Genomic DNA, 13,488 nt, shown 5'->3' on the forward strand with positions numbered 1-13,488 from the left:
GACAGTTCCCCTAACCCCGATCGGCATATTTTCAGGGAAAGCAAATCATATCCAGTCCGGTAGCTCGATCGGTCTAAAGCTTGTTGTGAAGAGCTTGTTGTGAAGAGGCAATCCCAGAGCCTGCGATCGTCTGTTTACAGCAAACCATGACAAACCTGAACGATGCCGCCCGACTTGCGATCGGCTGGAGCACTCAATCAAGGCCTTTTTAGAGCTCAAACCAGCAAGTATGTACGGAGAGAGAAGGCGTGCAAATCTTAAAGATGTTGCCCTCAAATTGCCAGGGCTCTTCAAAACCTGATATACTGGCCAGCGACAAAGCTTGAGGCATTGTTGTGTGAGATGGGGAACATTACCTCAAGCACAGACGTATGTAAAATCGAGTGGCAATTGTCAGCGACTAGCAAAAACTACTCAGCTATTGACAAACCCATACAGTAGTCTGTAATTTACGTGGATTTAGGTGTGAAGGAGAGAAATCATGGCAAATTTAACTAGCGAAGAGCGGATTGCCCAGCAATTACAGGTTGGGAATACAGGCCCGGCAATTTTAGGTATCAAGTTCAATGACTTGAACGCGGATGGGATCAGACAGGCAAATGAACCAGGTCTGGCAAACATTCCCATTCTCCTCGAACCTGCGATCGGCAGCAACGGCCGATTAGATACAGGCGATATCTCCGTCCTTACAGACGCTAACGGAGGGTTCTCGTTCATAAATCTGGTTCCCGGCAACTACGTAGTCACAGAAACAACAGTACCGGCTGGTTTCCGTACCACGACTCCGAATCCCCTCGCTGTTACTGTTGGAAACACAAACACCAACGTTTTCTTTGGCAACACCCAGCTTGTGGGCAGCCGGATTGTTGGATGCAAATACTTAGACATAGATGCCGACGGCTTTCGAGACGGGAATGAACCGGGGATTAAAAATGTCAGGATATATCTTGATGGCAGCAACGGCAGCGTCCCCAACGGCCGATTAGATGCAGGGGAACTTAACACATTATCAGACAAAAATGGTTCGTGGTCGTTTAATGTAACACCTGGAACATACAGAGTTCGGGAAGAACGAGTCAACGGTATCAACGGAGAACCCCTAGAAAGAGATTTCCCCCAAAGCACCCCACCCAACAACATCCCTGTACTCGACGTAACGGTAGCCCCCGGTCAAACCTTTGCCTGCGCTCAAGTTGGCGACACTCCCCTCTATCAAATTGAAATTAACAAATTTCGGGACAATGACCGCAGTGGCACGCGAAATGTGGTCAATGGAGTTTTTGAACCCCCCATTGCTAACGTACCCTTCATTTTAGATTTGAACGGGAACGGTCGCTGGGATCAAGCCTCAGAACCCATCGCTATCACCGATGTAAACGGAGTTGCTACCTTCAGGGATTTGAGAGCTGCCAATTACTCTGTCTTGGAAATTTTTCCAGCGACACTGCCCGGTGGTGGCGCCCCAGGCAACCTCAATGCTCCAGTGGCAACTACTCCTAACCCCGCTCTGGTTTCGGCACCAGGCCCGCAAGCACGGTTCCAGGGTACGATCAGCAGAGAGCAACCGATCTTGGTAACAGATTCAACCTATACACTGAAACCAAACGACCCTAAATTCGTAGATACCAACCGCGACGGCGTTCAACAGGCTGGGGAAAGATCGATCGCGGCCACAGGCGAGCGGCCGATTTTTGCCAACACCCCTTTACCTTTCCCAGCGACTAACCCCTCACCAGCAGTTATCTTTACTCCTGTGGGAGCTAATACTGGGAATGGAAGTAATTCTGGTGTGGGAAACACTCTACCTAACATCACTGTATTCAAATACAATGACCTGAACGGAAACGGTCGCTTCGAGCCTATTCAGGGTGAAGCACCAATTAGCGGTGTCACTGTCTTCCTAGACACCAACAATAATGGCACTCCTGAGGCCGGAGAACAACAAATACAGACGAATGCTCAAGGAAGAGGAGCATTTACCAACTTGCAACTGGGCAATTACACGGTGCGGGAAGTCGTACCGGCTGGTTTCTCGGCTTCGACAACTGCTGGTGTTCCGGTAACTCTAGGCACTCAGGACGCTAACGTTACTTTTGCCAATACACCGAATAGCAACATCACTGGTTGCAAATTCGAGGACTTTAACTTGAATGGCTATCGAGACGGAAACGAACCGGCGATTAGCGGCGTTACTGTTTTTCTCGATACCAATAACAACGGCGCCCTGGATGCAGGGGAAGCAACTACCACTAGCGATCAGTTTGGTACTTTTGCTTTCAGAAATTTGCGTCCCGGTACTTACAACCTGCGAGAAGTACCTCCTCCTGGTTTCTTCCAGACGACTCAACCGCTCAATATCGTTTTGGGCCCCAATCAAACCTTTACTTGCGCTTTGATTGGTAACTCTCGCCGCTATGATTTGTTAGTTCCCAAATTCCGAGACGACAACCGCAACGGCGTACAAGACGGAACCGAACCTCGTCTGGCTAATGTTCCATTTACTTTGGATTTGAACCGGAACAATCGTTACGATGCCGCCACTGAGCCTTTGGTGAGAACGAACGCACAAGGGATTGCTCTATTCCCGAATTTGTTCCCGGCTACTTACTCGGTTTTGGAAGTTTTCGACGATCCGAACGTGCCCAACCCGTTCCCGATCCGGACAGGGCCTAATCCTGTTACCTTTAACGTGCCGGGACCCAATACTACGCCTTCGGCGCCAGTAGCGACTCCAGCAAGAACTGCTTCTAGCTTGGATCTAGTGACCGGCGGTACGGATATGGATGCTACAGTTAGCAACGATCCTTTGACTAACGGTGGCAGTGCCGATGCTACAGTGACAGCCAGCAGTATCGCTGAATTCGTCGCATCGAGTGGAGTTGTTACCAACTTTGACGATCTTGAGGCCTTGAAAACAGCGAGTTCGCTGACTTTTGCAACTACACAAGATAAGTCTGAGGATTGGCTGTTGGCTGCTCCTGCTCCAATCCAAGTGTTCTAATCTGAAGTTGGGTTTCTAGTTTGAAACTCAACTATTAGTAATTAGCTAGTTTAAACTGCACGTCAAACATTGTTTTGGGGTGCAGTTTACTTTTTTGCCGATCGCACAAACTGTCTTTAGTATAGCAATCCTAAATGATTAATACAGATATGTAGGGGCGGTGCCAAGAGTGCCCGCCCTCTGAGATTGGGCAACCACGGGGAGTAGGGGTCGGATTGCCCCTACAAGAATTACACAAATGATTTAGGATTGCTATAGTAGACTGCGATCGGCAAAAAGAACGATTCCCCGCCGCCACAAAACCTTTATTTATATCACAGGTAAAATTTTGCATCCCAACGGCGGATCTGTAGTTAATGGTTAGGAAGGACTAAATTCCTTACTACAAACCTTGTTTTTAAGAAGGACTAAATTCCTTACTACAAACCTTGTTTTTAAGTTTGTACTGAGGACTTTAGTCCTCATATTTCTTTTTTCCTGCTTTTTAAAATAGTAATCCCGCCATCTTGGTGGCGGGATTGATAGGTTGCAGTTGAGCTGTTTTCTAGCTTTAGCTAGAATTGAAATTAGCTCGCTGCTCAATTAGCTAATGCCAGCCATTTCTTGCTGAATTGTACTCTTGGCTTCTTTGAATTGAGTAGCCATTTGTTCCATTTGTGCTTCGCTCAGGTTGCGGCGAATTTGAGGGAACATATCGTTTTCTTCTTCCTTAACGTGATCCTGAACCGCTTTTTTTAGCTGTTGGATTTGAGCTTTGAAATCAGAAGAACTGGGGTTGAGAGCCTTGATTTGGGCGAGCATTTGCTTCATTGCTGCTTGCTCGTCGTACAGTTCTTGGGTATCGCTGTAGTAGCTGCGAACTGCGGGATAGACAATTTGTTCTTCGGCTTCTGCATGAACGCTTAAGTCTTTGTAAAGTTGACCGAAGAATTCTTGCAGTTTTTGAGGATTGTCGGTTTTTTCGATTTCCATGAATATGGTATCGACTTTGCGGTGATCCATGGAGATGATTTCGGTGATGTTCATCTCCTCTTTGGTGCGGGTAACTGCACCGCCGATGATGCCGGTCATCGCAGCCATTGCGTCTTGGACGCGGGCCCAAACGCCTTGATCGGGGTCTTTTCCGGTGAGTTCGCGCACTCCTAAAATTTCGAGAACTCCTTTGAGTTGTTCTTGGTGGGCGCGGTTTTCAAAGTTAACTGTGTTGAGGGGAGTAATGGCGGCTTCGATGTCGGCGCCAACTACTTGAGCGGCTTTGTGAATTAACAAGCCGGCCATTGTTTGTTTGTGTTTGAGCAGTTCGTGCTGACCGACTTTTTCAAACATTGTGAGTTCAGAACCTTCCATGAGTTTCTGAATTTCTTCGATCATTTTTGTGGTGGTTTCTTTGGGTTCGGATTGAATCCCGTATTGGACGATCGTGGTTTCCAATACGCCCATGTTTTTGCGATCGTCCTCCAGCATATCCCGGAAGCGATCGCACAGTTCGGAGTCGTTGCAGGAATTGATGAACAATTGCTCGTTGGCGATCAGCAGGTTTTGCAGTGCTTTCATGTCTGCTAATTTCATCGCGATCGCTTGGCGCTTGGTATCTTCAAGGGTAGCTACCATCTGTCGTTTCTCCTCTCGATGTCTTTAGTGTTCTTACATCTTTTAATTTATGGAAATATTCTGATTACTCCCTCTTTCTCCCGACTGATTCATTAATATCCCGCGCAACCTATTGACTTTTAAACCAAGAAATGGTAAGTAATTAAGGCTAAGGTCGTTTTAAAAAAAGCAAAAATTACTTCCTGAATGACCACAACCCACAGACAACAGCCCACTGACAACTGACAACTGACTTTTGTATCAATTAATCCCGATCGCACATCAGTAAAGCGCTACTATAGTTGAAGCCGAAGTTAACTGAAGTTTAAGAATAACTAGCTTGTCTCAACTGCTCACTGCTTTAGAGTTCCCAGCCAAGGTCTGGAAGCTGCACAATGGGTTAACGGTCATTCACCAGCGGATTTCGGCCACACCGGTGGTTGCGCTAGACGTGTGGGTGAGGGCTGGCGCTACGAAGGAGCCGGATTCTTGGTCGGGAATGGCTCATTTTCTAGAACACATGATATTTAAAGGGACGGATGCGATCGCCCCTGGAGAATTTGACCAAGTAATCGAAAATCGCGGCGGTGTCGCCAACGCAGCTACAAGTCACGACTACGCCCATTTTTATGTCAACGCTGGGGCAGATTATTTAGCAGAAACGGCGCAGCCACTGGCAGAATTGCTGTTGCGTGCTGGGATTCCCGATGCGGAATTCGATCGCGAACGAGATGTGGTGCTCGAAGAAATCCGACAATCTCAAGACGATCCCGATTGGCTGGGTTTCCAAGCAATGATGGAAACAGTCTACCAGCGACATCCCTACAGGCGATCGGTACTCGGTACGGAAGAGTTGCTGATGTCGCGAACTCCCCACGAAATGCGCTGTTTTCATCGATCGCACTATCAGCCGGAAAATATGACTGTGGTGATAGTCGGGGGAATTGAGGAAGAAGAAGCCAGAGATATCACAGGGAAAGCATTCGATCGGTTTTCTGACAGGTGGGATTGTCCTAAATTTGTCGCCGAAGCCGAACCGCCGTTAGTAGAAATTCGCCGTCAGGAACTCTGTCTTCCTCGATTGGAACAAGCGCGACTGATGATGGCGTGGACTGGGCCGGGAGTCGATCACTTGCAAAGTGCTTGCGGCTTGGATTTGATCTCTGTGTTGCTCGCAGATGGGCGGAGTTCGCGTTTAGTCCGGGAACTGCGGGAAGAATTACAATTGGTACACGCGATCGAAAGCTCTTTCTCGCTACAACGGGAATCGAGTTTGTTTACGATTAGTGCTGTCTTGGAAGCCGAGGATCTAGAAGAGGTGGAATCTCGAATTTGCGATCGGCTTTGGGAATTGCAATCTGAGCTGGTTTCGGAGGCAGAACTGATGCGCTGCAAGCGTTTGCTGTGCAACGACTTTGCTTTCTCCCTCGAAACGCCGGGACAGTTAGCTGGTCTTTACGGATATTACAGTACGATCGCCACTGCCGAATTAGCGCTCAGCTATCCTACCAGGATTCAGTCATTTAAGCCATCAGACCTCCAGCGCCTAGCTCAACAATATCTCTCACCCCAACGCTACGCGGCTGTGGCGATCAAACCAGTCTGATGGTAAAGGGACAGAATATGAATATCTTTGATACCGGATAAATCTTGGTTTGTCCGGTGTTTTCTCTGTTTGGCCCGCACCCTACGGATAGATTTTGTTACATTTAGTATGATCGTGCATCAAGCTCTGCTCGGTCTGACAGCATACAAAATGCAAATGGAAAATAGCAAAATGGCGATCGATTTGACAGTTGACAGCACTTGACGAAGGAAGAAGATTGGAGTAATGAATAGTCTGATTTTAATTTCTCCCAATCAAGGTTCCGGCTTTCAACCAATTATTTCTGGTAATTACCAATTACCCATTACCAATTACCCATTACCGATTCCCCATTACCGATTCCCAATTACTAACTAAATTAATGATGAAAAATGAAATTCAGCGCACGGTTTTAGACAACGGTATGGTTGTCTTAGCATCAGAAAATCCAGCAGCAGATATTATTGCAGCTAGGATATTCCTGCGCGCCGGTAGCCGCTGCGTACAGCCGGAACAAGCAGGATTGTGTCACTTGCTGTCGGCGGTAATGACTAAGGGAACCGATCGCCTGTCTTCGCTAGAAATTGCCGAACGTGTAGAATCGGTAGGAGCGAGATTGAGTACCGACTCGACTACAGACTATTTTTTAGTGAGTTTGAAGACGGTTGTTGCCGATTTTCAGGACATTTTGGAGTTGGCTGCGGAATTGATGCGATCGCCCACTTTCCCGGAAGCTGAAGTCGAACTCGAACGCCGCATTGCGATATCGGCAATTCGATCGCAACAAGAACAACCATTTGCGATCGCCTTCGAGCAATTGCGACACGCCATGTATCAGGAACATCCCTATGCTTTCTCCACCTTGGGCACGGAAGCTACGATGTCAAAGCTCACCAGAAACGAGCTCGAACAGTTCCACAAAACCTATTTCCGTCCCGATAATGTGGTTATTTCGATAGCCGGCAGAATATCTACCGAAGATGCGATCGCCCTGATCGATCGTACATTTGGTGACTGGAAAGCGCCTTTAACACCCCTCCCAACTTTAACCGTTCCCCCCCTCAAAGCCTCCCCGCAATCCGTGGCTAAGGCGCAAGATACCCAGCAATCAGTGATTATGCTGGGCTACCTCGCGCCCTCGGTCAAAAATCCCGACTATGCAGCGATTAAGTTACTGAATACCTATTTGGGTAACGGTTTGTCGAGTCGGTTGTTTGTGGAATTGCGGGAAAAGCGGGGCTTAGCTTACGATGTTTCGGCACTCTACGCGACGCGCCTGGACACGGCTCAGTTTGTAGCGTACATGGGTACAGCACCCGAAAATACGGTGACTGCTTTTGAAGGATTGCGTACAGAAGTCGATCGACTCGCCAACACCCAACTAAGCGAAGAAGAATTGCAAGCTTGCAAGAATAAAATGCTCGGTCAATATGCTTTAGGAAAACAAACCAATTCGCAAATTGCCCAAGTTTTAGGTTGGTACGAAATCCTGGAATTGGGAATTAAATTTGACGAGCAGTTTCAAGCAGAAATTGCGGCAGTTACTGCTGCTGAAGCTAGGGAAGCTGCTCACAAATACTTCGTCGAACCGTATATTTCTTTGGTGGGCCCGGAGGCGGCGATTACAGAGTTGGGCGTGGCTGCTGTTTGTTAAGGAGGAAATGGGCGATCGAACTTGTGAAAAGTTCGATCGATCTAACCAGTTTGTCCATCTGATAGACTAAAGGAATTGATTGGGCTAAGTTGAGCTATGACCATTGCGATCGACCAACCAATACAACAGAAACCACTCAGCTTTGACGAGTTTATCGCCCGTTATGGTGGCGATAATCGCTATGAGCTGATCGATGGAGAGGTATTCGACTTGGAACCCACAGGCCCCCATGAGGAGGTTGCAGCCTTCATTACCACAAAAATATGTGTCCAGATCGACGGAACAGGCTTACCTTGGTTTGTCCTTCAGCGGGGACTATTGCGCCCTTCAAATATTGGTATGACAGCATTTCGACCTGATGTTGCAGTTGTCGATCGCGATGAACTTACTAAAGAACTGCTTTGGTCTGGTGAGTCGATTCTAACACTGGGCAGTTCGATTAAATTTGTGGCGGAAGTTGTTAGTAGTAACTGGCAAAATGACTATTCTCGTAAAGTCGAAGACTACGCAGTTTTAGGTATTCCTGAATATTGGATTGCGGACTACGCAGGATTAGGTGGTACTCAACACATTGGAAAGCCTAAAAAACCCACCCTTTCTATCTGCACTTTAGTGAATGGGGAATATCAAATTCAACAGATTCGGGGCAATCAGACCATCGTCTCTCTAACTTTCCCAGACTTAAAACTGACTGCTGAACAGGTTTTGATGGCTGGCAGGTAAAATCATTAAATGCCTTACCGCTTTTCCGGACCTAAGCTGCCAATTACCGCCACAAGCTTTGCATAAGCCTCTAGATCCACTGGCCTGTATTTGACTTTGGCGATCGCCGGATCGTTGCTAAGATAGTTGTTGTCTCTCCAGTTTTTTGATGGCCTGATTGGTCTCAGAACAAAGCCACCACCACAATTCGGACAAATATTTTTACCCAAAATGCTCTCCACACAGGTAGCGCAAAAAGTGCATTCATAGGTACAGATGCGTGCATCAAGCGAGTCTGGTGGCAACGCCTTGTTGCAATGCTCACAGGTTGGTCTGAGTTCGAGCATATTTTCTCCTATTTGTGACGGCTTTATAACTCTTTCTAGGAATATGTAACCGATGTTTCGCGTTGCGGTGTCATAGATGAAAAGGTTCCTTCACTATAAACGCAGAACAGGGGTGGACGGCGATCGTTTGGTTTCCAGCCGTTAGCAATACCATGCAAGATAGCTGTCCGAGCAAATTTGCTAGTGACGATCCAGGCTGCTTTGTGCAAATGGAACACATTACCGCCATCGGTTAAATGGAAACCGTTGATTGGCAACCACGGATAACGCATGATAACAATTAACTGCTCGCCAGATGAAACACTCCCTTGCAAAGTCAAGTAGTCGTCGTCAAAAGAAGGGCGGAAATGCCAACGGAATTCTTGCCCTTCAACATTGATGGTGCGGAAACCTTTTTTCTTCTTAGGGTAAGTCATAGCAACTGTTACCTCGAATGACGATCTTCGCCATAATTATATCAGATATGATATAATATGACACGGATATAGAGGACTAATGTTATGGATCAAGCGAAAAAGAAGCGTCTAGAAGATCGAGGCTGGAAAATCGGATCTGCCTCGGAATTCTTAGAACTTTCACCAGAGGAATCGACCTTAATTGAGATTAAGTTAGCCCTCAGTCTTAATCTCAAAGAACGTCGGCAAAAATTGATGACACAGGCAGAGTTAGCCGATAAAATCAACTCCAGTCAACCTCGTATTGCCAAGGCTGAAAATGGCGAAGATTCGGTTTCTATTGAACTGTTAATACGCGCAATCCTGGCAACAGGTGCAACGCCTCAAGATATAGGGAAAATTATTGCTCAAGCAGGATAGAAATGATGGCGCAGGTTTCGAGCATATAATTGACTATCGGTAATATCAGGTCGTGAGTTGATGACTCCTTCACTTTGCCAGTAAGCAACAAGTTCTGCTCCAGTTTTAGGTGGGTTACTCAGAACTTCTCTGATCGATAAAACACGTAGTATGTACTCAGATAAAGGTAGGTTTAGTCGTAAGGCTTCAGTAGATAGTTGACTTTCTAACTCCGGCGGTAACTCTAATTGAATGCTCATGTCTGCGTTCCTCATCGATCGAGATTCTCAATTGATCGTAGCTGATTTCATTATTATCCAAAATAATCCGACACAACACCACAACCAAAAAAAATTAGCCAGACTTAAATTGAACCTTTTCGGTTCCCGATCGGTCAAAATGAAGCAGACGCCCGATCGGTCTAAATTTATATGTACTTCCTAAAGCAGTTTCAGATTAAAAAAGGGCTGACTCCCTGGTTAAGCGGACTCCTCGCTGCCTCCCTACTCGCCGGAGTCGGCTACACAGCTTACAGCCAACTCGCAGTCAAATCGCGCCGTGAAAGCAGACGCAAGGAAAAAACCGTTGCTGTAGAAAGAGTGAATTTGCCGATCGCCATTTCCGCAAATGGCACAATAGTACCCGAAAGGAGTGTTAACGTCAGCCCCAAAACTTCAGGAGTGCTCAAAACTTTACTGGTTAAAGAAGGAGACACTGTTAAAACAGGGCAGATTCTCGCCCAAATGGATGACTCCAACCTGCAAGGACAATTGACTCAAAATCGCGGACAACTCGCCTCAGCCGAAGCCAACTTGCAAAAATTACTCAATGGTAATCGAGTCGAAGATATTGCAGTAGCAAAGGCTCAATTAGCTGAACAACAAGCCAGTTTGGAAAAATTACTTAACGGTAATCGCACTCAGGATATTGCCGCCGCCCAAGCCCAAGTAAATGAACAACAAGCAAACCTGCAAAAATTGCTCAATGGGAATCGCAGTCAAGATATTGCAGCAGCAAAGGCCCAATTAGCAGAACAACAAGCAACTCTTCAAAAATTGCTCAAGGGCAATCGCCCTGAAGATATTGCCCAAGCGCAAGCTAAACTTAGGGATGCTGAATATGCCAAAAAACAAGCAGAAGAAGACTTTCAAAGAAATCAGGAACTCTACACATCGGGGGCCATTTCTCTTCAAATTGTGAATACTTCTCGCACCGCGCGCGATCGAGCTCAAACTCAAGTCAGACAAGCTCAACAAGCTGTAGCTTTGTTGCAAGCTGGTTCGCGCCCGGAAGACATCGCTGCTGCGCGGGCCGCAGTTGAACAAAAACAGCAAGCTTTGGCGCTAATTCAAGCTGGTGCTCGCCCGGAAGATATTGCGGCTTCCGCAGCAGCAGTCGAGCAAAAACGGCAAGTTTTGGCAGGAGTGCGATCGGGGGCGCGATCCGAAGACATCGCCGCTTCCGAAGCCGCAGTGGAGCAAAAACAGCAAGCTTTGGCACTAATTCAAGGTGGTGCTCGGCCGGAAGAAATTGCGATCGCCCGGGCTCAAGTTCTCTCGGCTAAAGGTAGTCTCCAAACAGTCCAAGCGTTGATTAATGATACGAAAATTCGCGCTCCTTTCAGCGGTACTGTCACCCGCAAATATGCCGATCCAGGAGCTTTTGTGACACCGACAACAGCAGGTAGTGCGGTGACATCGGCAACTTCTTCTTCGATTTTGTCTTTAGCTTCAAAAAATCAGGTTGTGGCGAATGTGGCAGAAAGTAATATTGCTCAAATCCGCCTCGGCTTAAATGCGTCTATTCAAGCTGATGCTTATACGGGAAAGACTTTTACTGGGAAAGTTAATCAAATTTCACCTCAGTCAATTGTCCAGCAAAATGTTACCAGTTTTGAGGTAAAAGCTTCAATTCTTGATGATGCTAAAAAACTATTGCGATCGGGAATGAATGTGAATGTGGAGTTTAAGGCGGGTGAGTTGAAGGATGTTTTAGTTGTCCCGACTGCGGCGATTGTTCGTCAAAAAAAGGAAACGGGAGTGTTTGTGACTGGTGGTGAAGATGGGAAGCCTTTGTTTGTGCCGATTAAGACGGGGATGACGGTTGATGATAAGACGGAAGTGCGATCGGGCTTGAAGGGAAATGAAAAGGTTTTTATTAGTTTCCCCCCTGGCTTGCGGCCTAAATCTCAAACTCCATCATCGGGCGGAATTCCAGGTTTGCAGCCGGGTGGTGGAAGTCGTTTGCGTTAGATCGGATATTTTGCACTATTTGGAATAATCTTTTCTGGGCGGGCTAGAAGCCCACCCCACAAGCAGAAAATTGATCTATTGTGGAACAGGCATCTTGCCTGTTCATAAAAAGAGATATTTTGCACTATTTGCAATAATCTTTTCTGGGCGGGCTAGAAGCCCACCCCACAAGAAAATTGAATTTTTGTGGAACAGGCATCTTGCCTGTTCATGAAAAAGTACAAGATTTGAGTAGTAGAAATTTGCCCGCTCAATAACAAATAACAAATAACAAATAACCGATAACATGAAATTAAAAACTCCCCCAGTTATTAACAAAATCTCAAATGTTCAAATTATGTTCATGGCGACTGAGGCGCTGTGGAATAATAAGTTGCGTACCAGTTTGACGATGCTGGGCGTGATTATTGGCATATCTTCGGTGATTGCGATTACTTCGGTGGGCCAGGGAGTACAAAAGTCTACTGAGGAACAGTTGAAGGCTTTGGGTACTAATGTGCTGTTGGTTTTATCTGGTGCTTCGCGATCGGGCGGTGTTAGTCAGGGTAGTGGTTCTGCTTCTACTGTGACATGGGATGACGCTAGGGCGATCGGCAAACAAGCACCGGCAGTTAAGGCGATTTCGGCGTTTTTGCAGCGCCAAGTGCAAGTTGTTTATGGCGGACAAAATTCATCTACTTCTATATTAGGAACTGATTTAAATTACCCCGATGTGAAGAACATTCAACCTCAAGCAGGACGGTTTTTTAATGAGGATGAATTGAATGCTGCTGAACCAGTTGTTGTCCTTGGTTCTAAGGTGCGAGACGAGCTTTTTGGAGTTGGTGCTAATGCCCTATCAGCCGATGTTCGCATTCAGGGAGGGCGCTACAAGGTAATAGGAGTGATGGAACCCAAGGGTTCGGTAGGGGGTACGGATCAGGACGATCGCGTGTATATTCCCCTGAAAAATATGTCGGCTCGAATTGTGGGTAGAAATTCTTTGGCTGGAATTGCCATCTCTGGTTTTTGGTTACAAACTACGGGGGAATCGGATTTAGCTGATGCTCAATTTCAAGTAGAAAATATCATGCGTTTGCGCCACAATATCTATCCGCCACAACCGGATGATTTTCGAGTGATTAATCAAGTTGATATTGTGAATACTTTCAGCAATGTGGTAGGTTTGTTTACAGTGATGGTAGTGGCAATCGCCGGAATTTCCCTGGTAGTTGGCGGCATCGGGATTGCTAATATTATGTTGGTGTCAGTTGTGGAGCGCACTAAGGAAATCGGGATTCGCAAAGCTGTAGGTGCTACCAATGCAGCTATTTTGATTCAATTCATGGCTGAATCGATTTTAGTTTCGACTGTGGGCGGTACGGCTGGTATTGGGTTGGGAATTGCGATCGCCTTTGGGGCCGCGACAGCATTTAGTTTTCCGTTTGTAATTTCAGTATGGTCGATCGCAGCCGGTTTTGGACTATCCTTTACAGTAGGCTTATTGGCTGGAGTATTGCCGGCACGGAATGCCGCTCGCTTAGATCCGATCGCAGCTTTGCGGAATGATTGAAGTTAGTGGCG

General features: G+C 46.7%; 11 protein-coding genes. 8 read left to right on the forward strand and 3 right to left on the reverse strand.

Annotated elements, in window-relative coordinates:
* Positions 1-481 precede the first annotated feature (481 nt).
* On the forward strand, positions 482-3,001 hold the full coding sequence (locus JGK36_RS20370) for an SdrD B-like domain-containing protein (protein WP_293197834.1): 2,520 nt from the start codon (positions 482-484) through the stop codon (positions 2,999-3,001).
* 582 nt (positions 3,002-3,583) lie between these two features.
* Here JGK36_RS20370 and JGK36_RS20375 read toward each other — a convergent pair.
* Positions 3,584-4,612, reverse strand: coding sequence for a hemerythrin domain-containing protein (locus JGK36_RS20375; protein WP_293175742.1), 1,029 nt, complete (start codon positions 4,610-4,612; stop codon positions 3,584-3,586).
* Between the two features lie 319 nt (positions 4,613-4,931).
* On the opposite strand from JGK36_RS20375, the gene JGK36_RS20380 reads away from it, so the two are divergent.
* The 4 genes from JGK36_RS20380 to JGK36_RS20395 all read left to right on the forward strand — a co-directional run bounded on the left by JGK36_RS20380 (position 4,932) and on the right by JGK36_RS20395 (position 8,553).
* Positions 4,932-6,197, forward strand: coding sequence for a pitrilysin family protein (locus tag JGK36_RS20380; protein ID WP_293197836.1), 1,266 nt, complete (start codon positions 4,932-4,934; stop codon positions 6,195-6,197).
* A 225-nt stretch (positions 6,198-6,422) separates the two neighbouring features.
* Complete coding sequence (locus tag JGK36_RS20385; protein ID WP_293175745.1) at positions 6,423-6,554, forward strand: hypothetical protein; 132 nt, start codon at positions 6,423-6,425, stop codon at positions 6,552-6,554.
* A gap of 7 nt (positions 6,555-6,561) precedes the next feature.
* The gene (locus JGK36_RS20390) at positions 6,562-7,830 is read left to right on the forward strand and encodes a pitrilysin family protein (RefSeq protein WP_293197869.1); all 1,269 of its coding nucleotides are present in this window, start codon (positions 6,562-6,564) and stop codon (positions 7,828-7,830) included.
* 96 nt (positions 7,831-7,926) lie between these two features.
* Complete coding sequence (locus tag JGK36_RS20395; RefSeq protein ID WP_293197837.1) at positions 7,927-8,553, forward strand: Uma2 family endonuclease; 627 nt, start codon at positions 7,927-7,929, stop codon at positions 8,551-8,553.
* Between the two features lie 14 nt (positions 8,554-8,567).
* Here JGK36_RS20395 and JGK36_RS20400 read toward each other — a convergent pair whose 3' ends face one another.
* The gene (locus tag JGK36_RS20400) at positions 8,568-8,879 is read right to left on the reverse strand and encodes a DUF1272 domain-containing protein (RefSeq protein WP_293197838.1); all 312 of its coding nucleotides are present in this window, start codon (positions 8,877-8,879) and stop codon (positions 8,568-8,570) included.
* A gap of 35 nt (positions 8,880-8,914) precedes the next feature.
* A complete protein-coding gene (locus JGK36_RS20405; RefSeq protein WP_293175751.1) occupies positions 8,915-9,295 on the reverse strand; it encodes a hypothetical protein in 381 nt (126 codons plus the stop codon).
* 84 nt (positions 9,296-9,379) lie between these two features.
* Between JGK36_RS20405 and JGK36_RS20410 the strand changes: the two genes are divergently transcribed.
* From JGK36_RS20410 to JGK36_RS20420, 3 genes are all read left to right on the forward strand, one after another.
* Entirely contained in the window at positions 9,380-9,694 is a 315-nt protein-coding gene (locus JGK36_RS20410) for a helix-turn-helix transcriptional regulator (protein WP_293197839.1), read from the forward strand.
* 410 nt (positions 9,695-10,104) lie between these two features.
* Positions 10,105-11,925: an efflux RND transporter periplasmic adaptor subunit gene (locus JGK36_RS20415; RefSeq protein ID WP_293175757.1), complete on the forward strand. Its 1,821-nt coding sequence runs from the start codon at positions 10,105-10,107 to the stop codon at positions 11,923-11,925.
* Positions 11,926-12,211: 286 nt separating this feature from the next.
* Complete coding sequence (locus JGK36_RS20420) at positions 12,212-13,477, forward strand: ABC transporter permease (protein ID WP_293197840.1); 1,266 nt, start codon at positions 12,212-12,214, stop codon at positions 13,475-13,477.
* The last annotated feature ends 11 nt before the right edge of the window (positions 13,478-13,488 follow it).

The organism is Microcoleus sp. PH2017_35_SFW_U_B (assembly GCF_020737865.1).
Classification (GTDB): domain Bacteria; phylum Cyanobacteriota; class Cyanobacteriia; order Cyanobacteriales; family Microcoleaceae; genus Microcoleus.